The 20762-nt window shown below is 46.4% G+C and carries 20 protein-coding genes and 2 pseudogenes; 11 read left to right on the forward strand and 11 right to left on the reverse strand.

The genetic code is table 11. The features are described 5' to 3' along the window. Positions 1–23: 23 nt before the first annotated feature. Positions 24–1058 (reverse strand): NAD-dependent epimerase/dehydratase family protein, encoded by a 1035-nt coding sequence (locus JMI88_RS03955; RefSeq protein ID WP_201360434.1) that lies wholly within the window; start codon positions 1056–1058, stop codon positions 24–26. Between the two features lie 412 nt (positions 1059–1470). Here JMI88_RS03955 and leuA point away from each other — a divergent pair, with 412 nt between their 5' ends. Then, positions 1471–3150, forward strand: coding sequence for a 2-isopropylmalate synthase (gene leuA / locus JMI88_RS03960; protein WP_373323760.1), 1680 nt, complete (start codon positions 1471–1473; stop codon positions 3148–3150). A gap of 378 nt (positions 3151–3528) precedes the next feature. On the opposite strand, the gene JMI88_RS03965 is transcribed toward leuA, so the two are convergent. The 3 genes from JMI88_RS03965 to JMI88_RS03975 all read right to left on the reverse strand — a co-directional run bounded on the left by JMI88_RS03965 (position 3529) and on the right by JMI88_RS03975 (position 6603). Next, complete coding sequence (locus JMI88_RS03965; RefSeq protein WP_201360436.1) at positions 3529–3879, reverse strand: response regulator; 351 nt, start codon at positions 3877–3879, stop codon at positions 3529–3531. Next, the gene (locus tag JMI88_RS03970) at positions 3876–5420 is read right to left on the reverse strand and encodes a DUF7125 family protein (RefSeq protein WP_201360437.1); all 1545 of its coding nucleotides are present in this window, start codon (positions 5418–5420) and stop codon (positions 3876–3878) included. The genes JMI88_RS03965 and JMI88_RS03970 overlap by 4 nt, the downstream gene beginning before the upstream one ends. A 307-nt stretch (positions 5421–5727) precedes the next feature. Beyond that, complete coding sequence (locus tag JMI88_RS03975) at positions 5728–6603, reverse strand: PIG-L deacetylase family protein (RefSeq protein ID WP_201360438.1); 876 nt, start codon at positions 6601–6603, stop codon at positions 5728–5730. A 275-nt stretch (positions 6604–6878) separates the two neighbouring features. Here JMI88_RS03975 and JMI88_RS03980 point away from each other — a divergent pair, with 275 nt between their 5' ends. After that, complete coding sequence (locus JMI88_RS03980) at positions 6879–7958, forward strand: LLM class flavin-dependent oxidoreductase (RefSeq protein ID WP_201360439.1); 1080 nt, start codon at positions 6879–6881, stop codon at positions 7956–7958. Between the two features lie 156 nt (positions 7959–8114). Here JMI88_RS03980 and JMI88_RS03985 read toward each other — a convergent pair whose 3' ends face one another. Next, a complete protein-coding gene (locus JMI88_RS03985) occupies positions 8115–8843 on the reverse strand; it encodes a cytidylate kinase-like family protein (protein WP_201360440.1) in 729 nt (242 codons plus the stop codon). Between the two features lie 263 nt (positions 8844–9106). On the opposite strand from JMI88_RS03985, the gene JMI88_RS03990 reads away from it, so the two are divergent. Continuing rightward, positions 9107–9814, forward strand: coding sequence for an SDR family NAD(P)-dependent oxidoreductase (locus tag JMI88_RS03990; RefSeq protein ID WP_201360441.1), 708 nt, complete (start codon positions 9107–9109; stop codon positions 9812–9814). Between the two features lie 2 nt (positions 9815–9816). Further along, positions 9817–10944 carry an S-adenosylmethionine:tRNA ribosyltransferase-isomerase gene (locus tag JMI88_RS03995; RefSeq protein ID WP_236022808.1) on the forward strand — a complete coding sequence of 376 codons (1128 nt, stop codon included), beginning with the start codon at positions 9817–9819 and terminating at the stop codon, positions 10942–10944. Positions 10945–11065: 121 nt separating this feature from the next. Here the strand turns inward: JMI88_RS03995 and JMI88_RS04000 are convergent, their stop codons facing one another. Continuing rightward, the gene (locus JMI88_RS04000) at positions 11066–11296 is read right to left on the reverse strand and encodes a hypothetical protein (RefSeq protein WP_201360442.1); all 231 of its coding nucleotides are present in this window, start codon (positions 11294–11296) and stop codon (positions 11066–11068) included. Positions 11297–11516: 220 nt separating this feature from the next. Between JMI88_RS04000 and JMI88_RS04005 the strand changes: the two genes are divergently transcribed. Continuing rightward, the gene (locus tag JMI88_RS04005) at positions 11517–12395 is read left to right on the forward strand and encodes a nucleoside hydrolase (RefSeq protein ID WP_201360443.1); all 879 of its coding nucleotides are present in this window, start codon (positions 11517–11519) and stop codon (positions 12393–12395) included. Positions 12396–12451: 56 nt separating this feature from the next. Here JMI88_RS04005 and JMI88_RS04010 read toward each other — a convergent pair whose 3' ends face one another. The 3 genes from JMI88_RS04010 to JMI88_RS04020 all read right to left on the reverse strand — a co-directional run bounded on the left by JMI88_RS04010 (position 12452) and on the right by JMI88_RS04020 (position 14416). Then, positions 12452–13240 (reverse strand): LysM peptidoglycan-binding domain-containing protein, encoded by a 789-nt coding sequence (locus tag JMI88_RS04010; protein ID WP_201360444.1) that lies wholly within the window; start codon positions 13238–13240, stop codon positions 12452–12454. A gap of 170 nt (positions 13241–13410) precedes the next feature. After that, positions 13411–13770, reverse strand: a complete 360-nt coding sequence (locus JMI88_RS04015) for a DUF6766 family protein (RefSeq protein ID WP_201360445.1) — start codon at positions 13768–13770, stop codon at positions 13411–13413. A gap of 391 nt (positions 13771–14161) precedes the next feature. After that, the gene (locus tag JMI88_RS04020) at positions 14162–14416 is read right to left on the reverse strand and encodes a KGG domain-containing protein (protein ID WP_201360446.1); all 255 of its coding nucleotides are present in this window, start codon (positions 14414–14416) and stop codon (positions 14162–14164) included. A 512-nt stretch (positions 14417–14928) separates the two neighbouring features. On the opposite strand from JMI88_RS04020, the pseudogene JMI88_RS04025 reads away from it, so the two are divergent. Further along, positions 14929–15093, forward strand: a pseudogene (locus JMI88_RS04025) (hypothetical protein); the annotation flags it as partial. A gap of 68 nt (positions 15094–15161) precedes the next feature. On the opposite strand, the gene JMI88_RS04030 reads toward JMI88_RS04025, so the two are convergent. Further along, positions 15162–15362, reverse strand: coding sequence for a hypothetical protein (locus tag JMI88_RS04030; protein ID WP_201360447.1), 201 nt, complete (start codon positions 15360–15362; stop codon positions 15162–15164). A 423-nt stretch (positions 15363–15785) separates the two neighbouring features. Here JMI88_RS04030 and JMI88_RS04035 point away from each other — a divergent pair, with 423 nt between their 5' ends. Both JMI88_RS04035 and JMI88_RS04040 read left to right on the forward strand, forming a co-directional pair. Next, complete coding sequence (locus tag JMI88_RS04035) at positions 15786–16136, forward strand: DUF3147 family protein (protein WP_201360448.1); 351 nt, start codon at positions 15786–15788, stop codon at positions 16134–16136. A 75-nt stretch (positions 16137–16211) separates the two neighbouring features. Continuing rightward, positions 16212–16652: a DUF3147 family protein gene (locus tag JMI88_RS04040; protein ID WP_201360449.1), complete on the forward strand. Its 441-nt coding sequence runs from the start codon at positions 16212–16214 to the stop codon at positions 16650–16652. Positions 16653–16715: 63 nt separating this feature from the next. Here the strand turns inward: JMI88_RS04040 and JMI88_RS40565 are convergent. Then, positions 16716–16814: pseudogene (locus tag JMI88_RS40565) on the reverse strand (WD40 repeat domain-containing protein); the annotation flags it as partial. A gap of 184 nt (positions 16815–16998) precedes the next feature. Here JMI88_RS40565 and JMI88_RS04045 point away from each other — a divergent pair. From JMI88_RS04045 to JMI88_RS04055, 3 genes are all read left to right on the forward strand, one after another. Next, complete coding sequence (locus JMI88_RS04045) at positions 16999–18018, forward strand: carbohydrate kinase family protein (protein ID WP_201360450.1); 1020 nt, start codon at positions 16999–17001, stop codon at positions 18016–18018. 174 nt (positions 18019–18192) lie between these two features. Then, on the forward strand, positions 18193–19230 hold the full coding sequence (locus JMI88_RS04050; RefSeq protein WP_201360451.1) for an ABC transporter substrate-binding protein: 1038 nt from the start codon (positions 18193–18195) through the stop codon (positions 19228–19230). A gap of 4 nt (positions 19231–19234) precedes the next feature. Further along, on the forward strand, positions 19235–20758 hold the full coding sequence (locus tag JMI88_RS04055) for a sugar ABC transporter ATP-binding protein (RefSeq protein WP_201360452.1): 1524 nt from the start codon (positions 19235–19237) through the stop codon (positions 20756–20758). Positions 20759–20762: the final 4 nt, after the last annotated feature.

Genomic DNA, 20762 nt, shown 5'->3' on the forward strand with positions numbered 1-20762 from the left:
TTTGGCTCCGGTATATCGATGGTTCATCTAGTTCGCTTGCTCAGCCTATAGACATGTTTGTATTTGCTAGCGAGATACCACTGCATTCCTGCTGCCACGCCTCGTTGCACATCAAATGCTGGTTGATATCCAAGCTCTCGTCGGGCTTTTTCAATGGAGAAGCGTTGGTCGCATCCCAATAGGGTAATACCGTAGGTGGTTATAGGGGGTGGGCTGGTGGTTTGTCTACCGGCCAGTTTCCAGAGTTTTTCGGAACTTCGGCCCAGGATCATTAACAGGGTCAACGGAACTTTCTGACTGATGGATGGAACCTGCAACGCCTGGGCGATTGTGTTGAGATATTCAAATTGGGTAACACGCTGATCATTCACAATAGTATAGCTCTGACCAATAGCATGTTTTCCTGCGTCTCCAGCAAGAATAAGGCTCTGGGCAACGTCATCAACATAGACAATAGGGACGATATTCTGGCCCGAACCAAATAGAAAGGCTCGCCTTGTTTCTATCTGAGCTACCAATCGTCCAAAACTGGCACTATCACCAGGGCCGTAAATCCATCCCGGGCGTATCGTTACTACTGGTACCTGTAAGTCTTTGCTAAGGTCCGCGAGCAGGCGCTCTCCAGCAATTTTGCTGCGGCTATAAGGATTGTCTTCGGCTCGATAGCAGTGTTCTTCTGTAATGAGACCTTGCAGGTGGTGACCGTAAACAGTTGTTGAGCTGACATGAATGAGTCGTTCGATATTATGAGTGTGACTCGCATGGAGGATGTTTGCCAGGCCAGCGACATTGATGGAGCGATACACTTCTTCTGCTGCTCCCCAGGGACCAGTCCTGGCTGCCAGGTGATAGATGCGTTGCACTCCTTTTGTCGCTCTTGCTACAGTTGCTGGATCAGTTATATCCCCCTCTACGATTTCAATCCTTTGCTTCTGCTCCATATTGGAGATGTCTTCTTGCGGTAGCGCCAGCGCTCGTACTTCATCACCACGTTCCACTAATAGTTCCACTAAACGCTTGCCTAAAAAACCTGTGGCTCCAGTTACTAGTACTTTCACAAACCAACCTCACATCCCATTGCTAACTCTATACTTATTTATATTTTTACATGCAAAACAATAAACTCAGTATAACAATATTTGCTATCCTACACAACCATTACCGCTATTACGTTTATTTGCACATTATGTTAACAGCACTTTATAAGCCTATATTTGCATTGCAAGGATATTGCCCTTCGTGGATCAGCTATGAATAAGTGAGGTAGAAAAGTGAGGGATTTTCTCTTTTTTGTTTTTAATTATCGCTCGGCCTTCGACAGTTCTAGGAAGCATATGGTATGATAGCACATACACTAAAGCACTGGTAAAACAACACTCGCTTGTTAGCCATAGATCTTATGACCCCCTCTCTTTATAAATGTGTAGTAAGGAGACGCCAATACAAATGAGTACTCGAACACGTGTTAACATGCAAAAAGGGATTGTGACAAAATATCGTCCTTTTGCTCCTATCGACCTGCCAGATCGGCAGTGGCCGTCTAAGATGATTACGACTGCACCTACCTGGTGTAGCGTAGATTTGCGTGATGGGAATCAAGCTCTACCGATCCCGATGAGTGTGGAAGAGAAGCTGGAGATGTTCGATCTCCTGGTTAAAATCGGTTTTAAGGAAATTGAGGTGGGCTTTCCTTCCGCTTCACAGACGGAATACGATTTTATGCGCCGCTTAATAGAGGAAAATCGTATCCCTGATGATGTAACTATTCAGGTATTGGTACAGGCAAAAGAGGATTTGATCTATCGTACATTTGAATCTCTCCGCGGTGCCAAAAAAGCGATCTTACATATCTATAATTCTACTTCGGCCCAGCAGCGGCGTATCGTTTTTGGTCTGGATAAGCCAGATATTGTGGCGATCGCTGTGCGTGGTGTCCGTTTGGTGAAAGAATTGGCTGCCACTCTCCCAGAAACTGATATCGTTCTGGAATATTCTCCTGAAAGTTTCTCGCTGACTGAGATTGATTTTGCCCTTGAGATCTGTGAGGCTGTAGTGGATGTGTGGCAACCAACGCCGGAAAAGAAAATCATTTTGAACCTTCCTACTACGGTAGAAGTTTCAACACCCAATATCCATGCCGATCAGATTGAGTGGTTCTGTCGCCACTTACGCAATCGCGAGACGGCTATAATTAGTTTGCATACCCATAATGATCGTGGTACTGGTGTAGCTTCCAGTGAGCTTGGTCTTCTTGCAGGTGCTGAACGTGTTGAAGGTACGCTCTTTGGCAATGGTGAACGTACCGGGAACGTTGATATTGTGACGCTGGCACTTAATATGTATACGCAGGGGGTAGATCCTGGCCTCGATTTCAGCGATATTCAGGCGATTCAGCAAGTATATGAGAAATGTACCCGCCTGCCTGTACCTATACGCCAACCATACGCAGGTGAACTGGTCTTTACCGCTTTCTCAGGTTCTCATCAGGATGCCATTAATAAGGGCATGAATGCACAGGAAACTTCATCCAGTGACCTGTGGGATGTTCCTTACTTACCCATAGATCCCAAAGATATTGGCCGCTCCTACGAAGCGATTATTCGTATCAATTCTCAATCCGGTAAAGGTGGGGTTGCCTATTTGATGGAAAGTGAGTTTGGCCTGCAATTACCAAAGGCTATGCATATTGAGTTTGGTAAGGTTATTAAGCGCCTGGCTGATATGCGGGGCTCTGAAATTCTCTCGACCGAACTTTTTGCTGCCTTCGAAAATGAGTATTTGATACGTACCATACCTTTTGCCTTGCAGGCGTTTGAAAGTCGGGCCGTGGTACATAATGATGGGTCAAAGGCGATAGAGTGTGTGGCCTGTGTCGAAGTTAATGGTGTCGCAAAGGAAATTCGCGCCCAGGGCAACGGTCCAATTGATGCGTTTGTGCGTGCCTTGAATGATCAAAATCTGGCTTCCTTTAAATTGCTTACCTATACTGAACATGCTATTGGTCAGGGAGCTGAAACCCAGGCTGTCACATACATTCAACTGCAAACAGCATCTGGTACCTTTTTTGGCGCTGCCATGGATTCCAATATCGAAATCGCTTCGATTAAAGCTGTGTTGAGCGGCCTTAACCGATCCCTGCACGAAGCTTGAGTCTAGCTTCCTTTGTTCTCTCTGGAGACCTTTTCTTCCTGATATAGATCTCCAGAGAGAACAGAGGCGTCTTTCCTGATTTCTGTCTTTCATGCATGCTTATTCATTCTTCTTTATCTGCTTCACTCTAAAAGGACTAACCATTTCTCTTAACCCACAAAATCCTGAGCAAATTCATATCTATGACACCAAAACATCGAGTGTATCAAACCATTCTATTGATGAGGCATTTTCACTTCTGTAGGTTATGCTAAAAATCGTGGTGATCTATATACACAAAAACATAGGTAGATCCAGTTCTATGTCATGCTGAGCATAAAATACCCCTCCCGGTTATCCGGGAGGGGTATTTTATGCTCGTTAGAACGAGTAACCAGCTTAAATAAATCTAGCCACCATATCCAGTAATTCGTTTATATCAAAAGGCTTGGCGATCACAGCAACGTAGTTACAGTCGATCTGGCTAAATGCTTTATGTACTGCCGTCATAAAGATAAGTGGAATCGAGTGATAGTGTGGATTAGCAGCCATCCTTCGGCATAATTCTCTACCATCTAGCACTGGCATCATCACATCGCATAATACGAGATCAGGGCGTATTTCTTCTAAACAGGCTAGCCCTTCTTGTCCATTGCTAGCAGTCATGACCTTATATCCTTCATCCGCAAGCACATCTTGCAACACTTCGATAATTGATACTTCATCATCGACAACTAGAATAGTGCTCATCGTTGCTCCTTCCGTAGAATTAGAGAATTATCCATTGGTGCCTGCTTGCCAGTACTCTCACTGGAATGCGCAATGCCCGATAAAATGGCCTCAGCACTGGTAAAAGTAGGAGCAACTTCTAAACCACTATTACTTATGCGAAATTCGCGCACTGATGGATCATATTTGCTTTGCCTCATTTTCATAATAGAAATAAGTCGGTATAACTGCGAGTAAAGCTCTACGTGCCGTAAAAGCACAATATTTTCGACCAGCGCGGCCATTTTACTGATCGATGCAGGCATAACAATAGTTGGATTAAGCAGGTCCGCCAGTTCGATGGCCCAGATGGTCGTGACGTCCAGATTCCGGAGCGTGGTAAATAAGGAGGTCAAGAAAAGATCCAGGCGCTCCTGCGATACGACGGCGTTTTGAAAACCTGATAATCCATCAATAAAAAGCCTTTTGACTTTCTTTTCATGAACAACCGCGAGAATTTGCTCGCCTAAAACATCAATGATGTCTTCAGTCGGTGATTGCGACAGAAATTCAAGGTGCTGGTTTACCACTTTGTCATCAGTGCACAATCCTAAATCTGTCATACGCCGTCTTAACTGGGCCGGGGATTCATGAAAGCCGAAGTAAAGACCGTTTTCTCGTTGCCCGACACCGGCACATAAAAAATGTAGGCCCAGCAGCGTTTTTCCAGTGCCGGGCACGCCAAGTACCGCGGTCATTGATCCCGTTGGAAGACCTCCGTCGATCATTTCGTCGAAACGGGGCAAATCAAAAGCCATCCTTTTTGTTGGCTGAACCGACATAAGTGAAGATGGCAGTGAAATTTGCCTGGTCTTCAGAAGCGCTTCTGTGCGTGGATAAATTTCTATTCCCTGGCTGCCAATAATATATGAGTGGCGACCTTCATGAAAACTACTGCCACGAAATTTGTGTACCTGTATTTCTCGAAGCGATCGCGAATCATGAAGATGAGAGGAGAGATGAAAAAGGCCATCAACCATGGTGTGCTCTGGCTGATCATAGATCTCTTTGTTATATTGTGCTAATAAAAGCGTCGTACAACCAACGGTTTCTGTGATTACACTTAAAGCATGCAAAAATTCTTTGCGGTCTCGCAAAGAGGATGCATTTTGCTCGATGGTCAACACTCCGTCTATAACTAAAATAGTGGCTCGTTGCTTGCGGACTTCCTTTCGGATGAGTTTTGTCAATGCATCCAGACCCTGTTGCTCTAGAGTAGCATAGCCACTGAGATAGGTAAGTTTGTCAGCAAGCGGATCTGTAGAGAAAAAATCGAAGGATTGCATATGGGCCAACATTCGACTATGCATCTCCGCTAATAAGGTCAAATATATCGCACGTCCACCAGTGGCAATATGATGAAAACAGAGTTGATTGCCGAAAATAGTTTTACCAGCTCCCGGCGGTCCCATAAGAAGATATGTCTCTCCCCTTATCAAACCACCATGTAAAATCTGGTCAAACCCTTCAATTCCACTGGATACACGTTCAATTGCTGCAGGCTGATTCGTAATATCTGTCATCTACACATTCTCCTGATTTAGTTACGGATAAAGTATTAGGAGTCGTTTCAGCTTCATATTTTGTACTTATAGCAGTGATATATAGATATAAAATAGCACACAGAACAATCTATTGCACTTACGCAAAGTCTCCCTGCAGTAGCAATTATAGGTACATATTCAATTGCTTTCAACGCATGCAATATTAGCGTAGAAACATACTATTCAATATTGGCCGCACAAAACATGAGCTCCATCCCCCCTGGCATTATTTTTCAGAGGGAGATGGAGCTCACAATCAGTTTGAAGATTATAACAATAAACTACATTAATAAACTTGTTGAAGTGGAGAAATAATCAAACTAAAAGACTTCTCCTTGCTATCCTGAGAGGAAAAATGCAGTCCTTCGAAAAGATCGTGCTCCTCTTTACGCCCCCCATTTACCAGACTGAAGACCCTGTAGTATTCCTGCAGACCCCATAATTGTTGATGCTCTTGCTCTGATATATTGTGCAGGATGGCCTTGGCAGGTATCTGGGTTTGATGACATTGTATGGCTTGCCAGACAAGTTTCCAGTACTGTGTGGCGTCTACTCTGGTTGTGATGGACCAATTAACCCAGGAAGTAGCTCGCCTCTCCTGGCCGTCGATAGTCATGATGAGATTACCAAAAATGGGCATGTATTGGCTGAACCATGCCTCAGGTGATACGCGATAATAGAGTTTTGAGACGCTGTGTGTTCCTGCTTCTTTAGCATAGGGATAATTGGGAGAAGCTGCACACATCACTGCAGATGTTGTTAACTGTGAGATAGCAATATGGTCTGGATGTCCGTAAAGACCCTCTGGACCAAAGGTAACGACAACCTGAGGACGTACCTGCCTCAACAAGGAAACGATTTTGTAGATGGCTTCGCTTTCCTCTACTTGGTCGAGATCTCCGTCTATATAATTTAAGAAGTCCAGATGTTTAACCCCTAGAGCCTGGCAGGCTCGACGCAATTCTTGCTCTCGTATCTCTCCAAGCGCCTTTTCTCCAGGATAACTGCTCCAATCACTAAACCAGCCTCGCTCACCTCGGGTTGCAACCACCAGGGAAGTATCAACTCCCTCTGAGGCATATTTCGCCAGTGTACCTCCAAGGGCTAATGATTCGTCATCTGGATGCGCTAAAATGCACATTAATTTCAATGGAGACGACATCCCACTTCCTCCCATAACTTTTCTCCATTTATCAATCTTTCTATTGTCGACTAAATCGATCAACTATATTAAGTATATAGAAAAGCACTTTTCTTGTCAAGAAATCCCCCTATCGGGCTACAGAGCCTGTTAATATTGATCACAACCGAAGAGTGCACAAGAGCGACAGATCCTGTCCGTTGGTCAGGGATAATTTCTGCCATATTCAGTGTTATATAAACAAGAAAAGATTTGTATACTTAATTTTTGGGTTACTCTACTAAAAGGAAATTACTATGTCACTTCCTCTTTCTATTCTCGATCTCTCGCCGGTTGACTCAGGTTCAACCAGCGCAGAGGCATTACATAATACAATTGAGCTAGCCCGCCTGGCTGATCAACTGGGCTATACACGTTATTGGTTGGCTGAACATCATAATACCAGTATGACAGCCAGTCCAGCGCCAGAAATTATGATTGGTCATGTCGCCCAGGCAACCAGTCGCATCCGCGTTGGTTCGGGGGGCGTTATGCTACCCAATCATTCTCCATTAAAGGTTGCGGAAAATTTTCAGGTATTAGAAGCATTGCATCCGGGACGCATTGATCTGGGCATTGGACGCGCCCCGGGGACCGATCCCAGAACTGCTCTGGCCTTACGCCGCTCCCGCGAGACATTGAATGCCGACGACTTTCCAGAACAATTAGCCGAACTGCTGGCCTTCTCAAACGCAGATGAAACGTTCCCAGCCGGGCATCCCTTTAAGTCAGTGAAAGCAATTCCAACTAACATTTCTCTGCCCCCTATCTGGCTATTAGGTTCTAGCGATTTTAGTGCGCAAGCAGCAGCGGCTCTGGGGGTAGGATTTGCTTTTGCTCATCATATCAATCCTGAGTTTGCACTCCCAGCGATTCAGATGTATCGCGATCAGTTCGTTCCGTCTAAACAGATGCAGACTTCCAGGGTCATTTTGACAACTGGTGTTATCTGCGCTGAAACCGATGAGCAAGCACAAGAGTTAGCAGCGGCTATGGCGCTGGCATGGTTACGGTTGCGCACAGGCCATGCAGGTCCTCTGCCATCTCCAGAAGAGGCTCGGACCTATCACTATACGATGGCAGAACAGGCAGTGGTAAGTGAGACGCGGCGTAAACAAATAGTTGGTCGTCCTGAAGTGGTGCGCGAGCAACTGCTTAATCTGGTACAGCAAACAGGTGCCGATGAGTTGATGATTTCAGCTATGGTGTATGGGCACAAAAATCGTAGTAAAGCCTTTGAATTGCTGGCCTCAGCATTCCAATTGCCTTCGTTCTCTACAGAAAACGCTGCCACTTCTATAGCCGAACATCCTGTACATCAGGTACCTTCGTTATGACCTGGCTTCATGCCAAGCAACACCTATACTCCCACTCTTTGATCGGTGAGGCATACTAAGCTATCCTCACTGATCAAAGTGCCAAGCCATCGCCCAAAACCAGGGGACAAGAATTTTTAGAGCAACATACTTTTCTCATTGTCAGGTTGAAGAAGGTCAGTGAATTTCATCGGGACGACTCGGATAGGGCTTCAAGCCAGAGGCTGGCCCCAGTTGATCTGCTGGTATCATGAGCTTCTGGGCTTTTCTGGCCAGAGCCAGGCAAACTAGCTCTACGGCAGCATGCAAATCTAACACGCCAGTGTTGATAATAATGTCATAAAGATGAGCATCATTATTATCCCGCCCATACTGCTCTTTGATGCTCTGATGCATCTGATGTTCTTTCTGCTTGATTCGTTCTGCCGCTGCTTTTGCATCTAAGCTTTCACGCCGCATGACATAAACAATACGCTGCGCCAGTGGAGCGACAATCCGGACATGGAGCACACTTCTATCGGTAGCCAGGACTACTTGCGCGGCACGACCGACAATAACAACATGACCCATATCAACAGCGGCTCGCAAAACCTGGCCCAGTGCATGGCCATAGGCCAGGTCATTAATTGAGGGCCCGATAACTTCGCTCAGGGCAACCGGCGGCATAAAATATTGTGTCGATTCAAACAGACGTTGCGCAAATCCTTCTACCTGCTCATCATGTGACTGGGCAATAGCCCTACTGATACCTAGCTTCTGCGCTACCAGTTGAATGATCTGCGCATCCATCAACGTCCATCCCAGATGGTCAGCCAACATACGCGCAATCTCCCCACCTCCACTACCATACTCACGGGATACAGTAATGCCACGCATTGAGCCCATTTGAGAGACCTCATCGCTCATATTCTGCTTCCTTTTTACGCTAGAAATAAGGTGCCTGCTAAAAGTGTATCAATTTAGTCATACGACGAACTCCTCCGATCAGGTGATTCTATTGGATGATTTCCCTGTTTTCATAAAAATCGATAGGATATAAAACAAGGCCATGCCCAAAAGGACAGTTAAACACTGTCCTCTCGTTCGATGTCATATCCGCCCCCATCGCCTAAAGTATGAGCAGAGAACAACAATCACCACTTCTCTCACCACGAAAGGAAGTACAGGATATGACTGAGACACTATCACATACAGCACTGATTACAGGAGCATCACGTGGACTTGGCCGTGCACTGGCACGCGAGCTCGCACGACAGGGCTGGAACTTACTGCTGGATGCCCGCCATCCCGCGCCGCTTGAGGCTGTCAGAGCAGAATTACAGACGCTTACTCATGTACAAACGCGTTCTGGCGATGTAGGAGATGCCTTTCACCGCCAGGAGTTGCTGGAGGCAGCGCAAACGCTGGGCGGCATCGATGTGCTGATCAATAATGCCAGCATGCTTGGGCCCAGTCCGCAACCTGATTTGCTCTCTTTTCCACTAGACATCCTTGAACAAGTCTATCGTACCAACGTAATTGCTCCTCTGGCGCTGATCCAGACCCTTGAACCACAACTTAAATCCAACGCTTGCATCATTAATATCACCAGTGATGCCGGACAGGAGGTGTATGCAGGTTGGGGTGGCTATGGCTCCAGTAAAGCAGCGCTGGAACATCTCTCCGCAATCCTGGCAGTTGAGCGATCAGACCTATCCGTTTATTGGGTCGACCCGGGCGATATGAGAACCGACATGCATCAGGCGGCGTTTCCAGGAGAAGATATTAGTGACCGTCTACTGCCTGAAGAAAGCGTCCCTGGTATTCTACAACTCATTGCTCAGCGCTACCCCAGCGGACGCTATCTCGCCCGCGCACTACCAGCAAGGAACCAATAATTATGATGTATGTCAACGCTGACCCATTCTACTCTGACGACTCGCCTGTTGCCGCGATACAGGCGATGGATTTTATTCTGCCACCTGAATTAGAAGCCACAATGCCTCCTGAGGCGCGTGGACTTACACGTGATGCGGTTCGACTCATGGTGTCCTATCGTTCAAATGATCACATTGTTCATACCCGGTTCCAACATATTGGCGACTTTTTACAAGCCGGCGATGTGGTGATCATCAATACCAGTGCTACGATGCGGGCAGCTCTACAAGCCAGACGCGTTGATGGTACCCCTTTAGTAGTGCATCTCTCCACTCGACTTCCAGCTGACCTGTGGGTCGTTGAAATTCGTCAATATGAAGGGAAAACCACACGACCTTTCTTCCATATCAAGCCGGGCGAAACCCTATACCTGCAAAATGATGCAACTATAACATTGCATACGCCTCATGATCAGCACTATCGCAACTCTGATAGCAACAGTCAGCAATCCCCTCGTCTGTGGATCGCTACGCTGAAGCTTCCCGCTACAACAACGCTAGAGGACTATCTCAATAATTATGGAAGCCCCATTCGCTATAGCTATGTCAGGGATGAGTGGCCTATCGCTTACTATCAAACTACTTATGCGAATGAAGTCGGTAGTTCAGAAATGCCATCAGCTGGACGGGCCTTTACGCCAACTTTGTTGACCAGCTTGATCGCCAGGGGTATACAAATCGTGCCGTTGCTGCTGCATACTGGAGTCGCCAGTCTGGAGAGCCATGAGCTCCCCTATGAGGAGTTTTATCGAGTCCCTGCTACGACAGCCGGGCTGATAAATGTTGCCCGACATGAGGGCAGACGCTTGATTGCTGTGGGCACGACCGTTGTGCGTGCCCTGGAGACCGTTACCACGGCCGATGGCATCACGCATCCGGGGGAAGGCTGGACGCGTACTATTGTCACGCCGGAACGTGGCATACGTAGCATAAATGCTTTGCTTACAGGTTTTCATGAACCACAGGCAACCCATCTTGCTATGCTAGAAACACTTGCTAATCGGCATCATCTGCAGTTGACCTATCAAGCAGCGCTTCAACAAGGTTATCTCTGGCATGAGTTTGGTGATCTCCATCTGATCTTGCCATAGCGATATCAATGTCGCATACTTTCTGATGGTCCAACCGTCATGGGTGTTGGACCATCAGTATCTATTTCAAATCCTCAATTGTAATTTATTGTGTGCTTGAAAGCTTTCATTGAAAGGGAGGCTAACATAGAATACTTTGCAGTTTACCCAAAAACATGCTCTGTACCGCCTCAACAATTGTTGCATTTATACCATGCTGGTTTGCAATCCACCACTCATAGTACATCTTTCCACCACATGTCACATAAGACGAAATTTCTGCCGAAGTGTCAATACTCTGCAGCGAATCTAAGAGTTGCAGGGCAAGCTCTTCATCATCAATGTTATTCACCTGATCCAGAATAGTATTCATCCTTTCATCCTTTATCCGGCAAGCGTATAAAGCTTTTTTCGTTCTTATAAAGATGCTTCTTTTTTAAGTTGCAAGAAGTGGTAATAATACTATCTCGTTGTATATAAGCTATTTACTAATTGTTGATGGTCAGTAAAGTAGCTATAATTATGCATAACGACATAACTGTATAAAAGAAGAGCTATACAGTAACATGTTACCTTTTCATTGAGGAGGATTTATGTCAACAAAAGTTATATTAGATACAGATATCGGTAGCGACATCGATGACGCAATCTGCCTTGCCTATTTGCTCGCCCAGCCAGAATGCGATTTGCTGGGTATAACAACGGTTTCGGGTGAGGCGAATAAACGTGCCATGATGGCCAGTGCGTTATGTAAAATCGCGAGCAAAAATATTCCCATCTTGCCAGGCGTAGAAAATCCATTGTTAATCAAAGCTCAGCAGCCAAAGGCTCCCCAGGCGGCAGCATTGGATAAATGGGAACACGATACGGTATTTCCCCAGGGTGAGGCAATTGAATTTTTGCGCCAGACTATCCGCTCTCATCCTGGCGAGGTGGTCCTGTTAGGTATTGGTCCCCTGACAAATCTGGGCTTACTTTTCAGTGTTGATCCTGAAATTCCTGGACTCTTAAAAGAGTTAGTCTTGATGTGTGGTGTGTTTACCGATAAAGTGGCAGGACATCCTGAGCGCGAATGGAACGCGCTTAACGATCCACATGCAACACATATCGTCTATCAGGCACCAGTGCGCCGTCATCGTTCGCTCGGTCTGGATGTCACTACCCGGGTAACGATGAATGCTGATCAGTTTCGTGAGAAATGTGTCACGCCGCTCTTGCGGCCGGTCTTGGATTTTGCCAATGTCTGGTTTAAAGAGCGCGATCAGGTTACTTTTCACGATCCTCTGGCTGCCACGACGATCTTTGATTCCTCCATCTGTGCCTTTACGCCAGGTACTGTAGAGGTAGAACTGGATAACAAAGAATTAGCAGGAAAAACATATTGGACGGCCAACCAGACCTCTCCACGACATGAAGTTGCTCTGGATGTTCATCCTGAACGCTTTTTCGAAGCATATTTCCGCGTCTTTTAAGCATTGCTCTAGATCAAAAAACAAAAAGCAGAAGGGCAACCGACCCTTCTGCTTTTTTAAGCCGTAGGGGTTGCACTTCCTTTAGGTCTGGCGCTGTTTCTGCCTTGTACATTCAGATAACGATCAAGGGTTTGAGGCTGCTTTAACATTCGATTAATTAAAGTACTTACTTGCTTTTGAGTCAGATTACTGCTGTCAATCGCCGGCTGAAATCCTTGCTGAAAAGCAGTTTTAACGATTGTTTGCAACTGGCTGCTGGAGATTCCCTGAGCGGAGGCGATACTGCTTAATGTATCTCCTCCCTTTAGCCGAGACACAAGCTGATCGACGGGCATGTGCAAACCCTGAGCAATCTGACTTCGAATAGTGCTTCGATAACGTGCCAGGTAGGGTGCATAGATATTTTTGTTAGCTGGCCTGGTAGCATTAGCATCAGGAGTTGTAACAGCAACCGATGTAGGATCGGTAGCCTGATTAGAAGCACTTGCTGTCAGATTCGGTAAGATGAACAAAACGCCAATCACAAGGAGTAGCAAGACGAGGACACTTATGCCTCCAATCAGTAATGTTTTGTTATTCGGTCGTTTCCTGGATCCCCCAGTCGTAGCAGGTGGCATATTCCCTTTAAAGCCCGTTCCTGGCTGAACAACACCTTGAGACGGGGGGACAGCAGGTAGCACTGGCTGTCCGTAAGCAATTGTGGGCGTATCATAGTCAGAGGGTGGAAACCCTGCAGGTGGTGCTTCAAAGTTTGTCTGCATGGGCACTGTGCGGTGATCATCATCTGGCTCGGGATTATTCTGCGGCACTCCATTATTGAATGGAAAATTTGGATCATATGACATAACTAATTATTCCTCACTAAATACCGATTCTATTTATCTACTTGAGATGCGAAATACGCAATCTTACATTAGTCAATCTGTATCCTGAGCATTATACAGAAAATAATCATATAAACTATTCAGAAAAACTCAAGAAAGCTTCAAAACTTCCTCATTTGTGGTATACGAATCTACTCTTTTCCCTCTTCACCAGTCTCTTCGTTCGACTGCTCCAAACCCTTCGAAACTGGAGAGCCGCGTTCACGAAAGAAGATGGAGAAAGCAGCCAACAATCCAGTGGAGAGAAAACCTGCCTGCCAGTTACGCACCGATTGAAGCCAGAAGAGAGGGCTGCTCACATAGCTTGTCAGCGAAACCGCAGGTTGAGCATGTTCTAGCTCAGTTGAGTTATAGGACTGGAGACCTACCAGAGCATGACCAATAAAGGAACCTATAAACAACAGTAAATAAGCCAGGAAAAGTGAATGCTCATAGAGCCAAAGAGAAATTAAAAGCGAGGAGACGCTATGGGTGCGCAAAAATGACCACATGATCTTCTTCATTCTCCCTATTTAGTAGCCACCTGCGACACAACCCGGCGACATAGTATATTCGGCGACAATAGAGGTAGTTATCCAGCTGGCTCAACACAAATACTCTTACATTTCCACCAGTTCAAAAAAACATCTAATTATTATCGATGGCTTGTTTTATAAACTGTTCACTAGCATTGATACGAATATATCCATATTCTCGTGCCACAAAATCAATCTTTGCCTGTAAATGTCTTAGCCCAGCTCACACAACAGTATGGAAAACCATCACACTGAGACACATGGGACGCTGCCGTATGTGATCATAGATTCTGCAATATAATAAAGAGCGCATGGAGGAGATATTGTCTCGCTCCATGCGCCACAAACGTCATAGCTTGGTTATATACTATTTATGATGTGTGGAGTGCCCACCTTTACTTCCAGCCTCGCGAGCTTCGCGGCTGTTAAATTCGTGGGCGTTCTCACTTTCATGAGCAGCATGCCCACCTTTACTTCCAGCTTCATGAGCTTCGCGGCTGTTAAACTCGTGGGCGTTCCCACTTCCATGGGCAGCGTGTCCAGCTTTTTGATGCTGTTCATGACTTACAGCCTCTCCACCTTTATGTCCAGCAGCGCTTCTTTTTTCGTGTTCAGATGCCATATGATTCCTCCTTCTATGACATACGTAACGTTTGTCAAACGATCATGTCGGTTTCACATGTAACCGCTCTATGGTATACGAATACACAAAAAAAACGGATACTCAACATTAGATAAAAAAGAACGATTTGTCTTTTAAAGGTGTATCTCATTGCCTGTATGAATAGGCTTTCTACAGTAGCCTATTTCACTTTATCCTCTAACCTTAACCCTGCCTGTTTTCTATAGCTTTTTTCTCAAGGAGACAGCAACCAAATTTATCTGTGTTCCCTGGGTCATAAGTCTGGTAATTAGGAGACCCCTGAAACCCTCACTCAACAGCCCCCGTGATAGATTTATGCTAAGTAGTAGTGGGCAGTAGTAACTATCAATTGGTATGAAAGGAATCTCGTAATGGCTGTCTTCGCGACATTATTTGGCAAACTTGCTCAACGGATATCTGCCGATAAAGATGCACAGGTCCAACTCAGAGACAATGTTGATATCAGTGGCATACTGGGATCGCACATAGGGATGGTACCTAACCCTCTCAGTGAGCGCAGCAAACATCTGGAGCTGCGTATCCAGGATGCGCAGGTCTTTCGCAGCGTCTGTCCTTACTGCGCAGTCGGATGCGGTCAACTGGTTTATGTGAAGGACGGCAAAGTCCTTTCTTCTTCACCTCTGGACTCTCCACTGCTCTGGCTGCGATCTCATTTATCCTTTCGCTAGGTCGAAGTAAACAGCATAGAAATGCACTGCAACGCTTAGAAAACGCCGAAATCATCGCTGCTACGACAGAACTGGGCCTCATCTCCGCACTGGCTCCCACACTTGGCTCGCTTGGCAAACCTCTTTTTAGCCAGCGTAATGGCATGCTCTTGCTCGGTGGCACCGTCGGTTCTGGACTCATCACACACCGTTGCTGCTGCGGTTGGGATGGAAAATAGGGCGCAAATCCACACCACGCGAGGTCAATATCCTCGCCTCTCTGCTCATCCTTGTTGGCGGCCTCATCTTGCGTTACGTCTGGATTGATGCTGGTCGCAAATCAGCGGACGATCCTCAGGCTACGCACAACTATAATCAGCTTGAATGGCAGGAGAAAAACAAGCATAACGAAGCAAAATAATATTTTATCTTTCAAATGCTTTTAGTATGCAACGAGAATGGACGCAATTGGATCGGCTTCTATTCTCGCTGCATCCGCTCAATTACTCGCTTCGTACTAGAAGTATCACAGAAGTCTGCACTTTGCGATACTTTTTTCTGTGGTTACCGTGCCTATCCATAAAGAATAGAATAAAAACTTTGATCAGGAAAAAAGCACGGCTTTGAGATAGGACTCGTCGTGTTCCACACGATAATCCTTTTGGATAGGAGGACCACCCATGCTTCTTGAATATCTCGCGAAATTTATTGCCGGAGGGCTGCTTGTCTGTGTGTTTGCTTTGATCTCTCAAATCTGCATGCCGAAACAGTTTGCTGGTATCTTTTCGTCTGTTCCTTCAGTCCTGCTAGCAGGGTTGGCAATCACCCTTATTATGCAGGGGGCAGATAAGGCAACATTATCCGCAGAAGGAGCCATTGCTGGTGCCATCGGTATGGTCCTGTATTGCATTGTGGCGACTCCGGCCATACGGCGCTATAAGGCGTTGCGAGGATCGCTCCTCTCATTGTTTATCTGGTGCCTGGGTTCGCTGTGCGCTTTTGTGTTGTTGAGCGTATCGCTAAAATGGTAGGTAACTACTACCAACATTCTTCGCGACATACATCGGTAGATCAAAATGCCCTCTATAGAAAGGTATGCATGAGCAATGAAATTATGGCAACTGGACCTTTCACAGCTAAAGCAAATTAAGATAAAAGACTATATTCTGCGCTTCTTCTTTGGTGGTGCCATCTCTGTCATTGCTGCGCTTATTGCACTGCTAACAAATGGTCGCATCGGGGGCATATTTATGGCCTTTCCAGCCATTCTACTAGCAAGCCTGACCATTATCAATCGAGAGGATGGGAAACACAAAGCTGAAGAGGATGCAAAGGGAGCAATCATTGGCGCTCTGGCCTTTGTTATAACTGCGATCGTACTTAGCCTGACCCTTCAGGTGCTACCAGGTATGCTGGCACTCTTTCTGGCTTTGGTCATCTGGTTGCTCTGCGCTTTCGGGCTCTATGCCTTAAGTTATCGGTCCGGATGGCTCCGCGTACGGAAGCAACAACCTGCGCAAACATTTGGTGACAGACGACATAGCTGACCGTATCCTAAATCAAAAAAATTCTTACCCCTGGGCGGCTAAACACCAGCATCAATCTTCTCCTTACGCAGAGCCATCAACCTTCCAGACTATAGCGGTCTTGTCATCGGATACTGAGGTTAGATAACGACCATCGGATGACCAGAATAAATCATAGATAGCACCACTATGTCCCCCACTTTACCAAAGGATAGAGTAGGTTGTTGCATACCTTACAGAGACTCCAGATGACAACGGTTGTACAAAATGAAGCTTCTTAGCAAGCAAGAACGTGTGATTACTAGCTAGACTAATTCACGTAGAACATACCCATGAATATAGCGCTCTCAGTTGATGCGGTGCAGCTATGAAACATATTCTTAGTTTGGGTGAACTTCTCATCGATCTCATCCCAATAAAACAAGTACGACTGGGTGAGGCTTGTTATGCTCCTCATGCCGGAGGCGCAACAGCTAATGTCGCAGTCGCTATTGCACGTCTGGGTGGATCTGTGAGATTTATAGGGGCGTTTTCTGAAGATCAGTTCGGCCAACTATTGATGCAGGCACTCATCGATAATAATGTTGATGTCCGCTATACTCATTTAGCCAGAACCACGCTCACGACTGTAGCACTGGTGACTTTACATCCTGATGGGCAAAGACATTTCACCTTCTTTCGTGAGCAGACTGCCGATAGTCAGTTACGTGTGGAGGATCTCAATTGGGATGCCTGGAACGATGTCGCAGTTTGTCATGTGGGTGGTGTCTTACTTTCTACCGAGCCAGGACGATCAGCAACTCTTGCTGCAATTGAGCATACACATCAGGCTGGGTCTATCGTGTCATTTGATGCCAACATTCGTCCAGCACTTTGGGATTCTCCCTCCACGATACACAACATTATGACAAAAGTTGTTGAGCAGGTCGATATCCTCAAACTGAGTATAGAAGAGGCTGAATTTCTCATAGAGGAGAAAGAGCATTTTGCAACAGATACATTAGAGCCAAGCGAACTGAAGAGATTAGGAGATGCGCTCCTGGAGAAAGGGCCTCGCTTTGTCATCATCACACGTGGTCCTCGTGGTGCTTTGTTGCTCACCCATAAACACCAGATAGAGGTACCTGCGATGCTGGTTCGTCCGGTAGATACCACAGGAGCAGGTGATGCGTTTATGGGTACGATTTTGTACCAGCTTGTTCAGCAAGGTATGAGCACACCGGCTGAACTGCTCACGCTTTCAGAGCGTGATATCCGTAATCTAGGCACACTTGCGAATCACGTAGCGGGGCTTAGCTGTACCCGATATGGTGGCATCTCATCGTTCCCTTACATGCATGAAGTTCGCAGTGTGATGGCTTCAATACAATTGGGCGACCAGGGGTAATGTGTATCATGTGATCAGAGCAGCAGCGAGGGTTGCCTGTTTATCTGCACTACTCGTTGCGCGCACTGCTCTTCGTAGGGATTATTTTTCATAACGATTCTCCTTGTATGTAGCTGTGATTTGGCAAACATAGAGTGAATACAGATAGTCTTGACTACAGCAAAGGAGCAATGTATGTCCAGGTTTTTTAAGACCCCCTTTACACTTTCTACCGTGGCTGCTATTTCTCTGGTGGCCTTCATCATCGGTATTTTGATCTCTCGTCTGTTCGTTTCGACTACATTACAAGCGAGTGCTGCGAATGCTCCCGCTTCTAGCAAGCATGTAGACGTTATTGTTAAGGCGACCGACTCCCAGTTCTGGCAGGCTATGCTAGCAGGTTCTCAGACAGCAGGAAAGGATTGGGGGCTTCAGGTTGGCCTCTTCGGGGCTACTTCCGAAGCTGATGTCTCTGATCAGGCACGCTTGATTGAAAACTCGATTTCGCGTAATGTTGATGCCATCGTGCTTGCTCCGTCCTCTTCATATGCGCTTAACGGAGCAATTTCGCGGGCGCGCAGCAAGAATATTAAAGTTATTACAGTTGATACACGAGCAACTGTTCCTAGCGATGGTTTTATCGGCACCGATAATGTGAAAGCGGGTACTCAGGCTGCAGATAGACTTGGTGAACTTCTCCAGAAGAAAGGTATAAACTCTGGTGAAATACTCATCGAGTCGTCAGTCGCGGGTGTTCAATCACTTACTGATCGCGATAATGGGTTCCAGAATCAATTGAAAGCGCGTTTCCCGGATCTGAAAGTTACTGCTCATCGTTATAATAACAATGATACAGCGACAGCGCTCTCCCAGACAAACGATGTGCTTTCCGTCAATTCTCGCCTCGTTGGAATCTTTGCTGATAACAACGTTTCTGCTAATGGTGTCGCGCAGTCCCTCCAGGAGAATAAAGCCAAGGATCGTATCGTAGCGGTTGGCTTTGATTCTGATCCTCAAGAGATAGATGCAGTTAAAAATGGCGCATTGAAGGCTATTGTGGTTCAAAACCCTTATTACTTTGGGTATCATGGGGTTGTCACTGCTGCTATGAGCGCTCAAGGAAGGTATGCTCCACCCAGTTTGGATCCGGGAGCAGTCCTGGTAGATTTGAGCAATATGAATACTCCTGAGGTTCAAAAGTTGTTGAAGCCTCCTGCCACGAAGGGGAAATAGGAATATGGCCATAGCAACGTCATCACCGCTTGTGCAACTACAACATGTTTCTAAGTCCTTTGGACCCGTTCAAGTGCTCAAAGATGTTTCTCTTGACATGCATCGAGGAGAGGTTCTTTGTCTGGCAGGAGAAAATGGGGCGGGCAAATCGACACTGATTAAAATCATGACAGGGGCTATCTCGCGTGATAGTGGTGAATACCTCATTGATGGGCAGAATATTGGTTCGCCAACACCTGCCCAGGCCAGGGAACTTGGAGTTGGTGTTGTCTATCAAGAATTGAGTTTACTGCCCGAAGTTTCCGTTGAGGAAAATCTGCTGATGGGACACCTACCGACTTTCAATGGGATCGTTAACAGAAAGGAGCTGCGTGCACGTGCGGTCAGTATGCTTGAGCGTGTTGGATTAAACAGGGTTGATCCTGCTGCATACATCTCCAATCTCCCCCTTGCTACGCGTCAGATGGTAGAGATTGCCAAAGTGCTGGGTGCCAATGCACGTATCGTCATTTTTGACGAGCCAACAACAGCGCTTTCCGATGAGGATGCACAGCACCTTTTGCGACTCATTCACTACATCAAGACCGAGGAAGGGGTTGCCATTCTCTACGTAACGCATCGCCTTGAAGAGATCTTTGAAATTGGTGATCGTATCACTGTATTGCGTGACGGACAATTCATTACGGCAGGCTCCACAAGCCAATTTACGCATGATACATTGATTAGCTCAATGGTAGGACGCCAGATCGAGGCGCTTTACCCACAAAGAGAGCATAAGCAATTTGGGAAAACGTTATTATCGGTTCAGGGTCTCCGTTTACAGGATAGCCCTTATCCTATTAGTTTTGATGTTCATGCCGGAGAGATTGTTGGATTGGGAGGGCTGGTAGGTGCGGGTCGTACTGAAACAGTACGCGCGATTTTTGGTGCTGATCCTATTGACGCTGGAAAGGTGTACGTTGATGGAACTCTCCTTCGCCCAGGGTCTCCTGCTCAGGCAGTGAACGCCGGACTTGGCTTGCTTACTGAAGATCGTAAAGTGTTAGGCATCCTGGCGGACCTCTCACTCAGAGAAAATGTAACCATCGCGAATCTGGCGGCTGTTTCTAAGCTTGGCGTCATCTCACGCAAAAAAGAGGTTTCCTTGTTTCAACAACTGGTGCCTCGCTTACGCTTACGATACCACTCAAGTGAGCAGACCGTCTCATCGCTCTCTGGTGGAAATCAACAGAAGATATTGTTCAGTCGCTGGCTGGCAACCAGGGTGAAGGTCCTGCTACTGGACGAGCCAACGAAGGGCGTTGATGTTGGAGCCAAGGCAGATATCTATCAAATTATTGGTGGTCTGGCCTCACAAGGCCTGGGAATTGTTGTAGTCTCGTCGTATTTGCCCGAATTGCTCGGAATCTGCGATCGGGCTGTAGTTCTACATGACTTTGGAGTAACTGGAGAAATACTGATAGAAAACGCGACAGAGGAAGCAGTGTTACACCTGGCAAGTAGCGCTCCCACTTCTACAAGTGCATAGCAGA

This window comes from Dictyobacter formicarum (genome assembly GCF_016587435.1).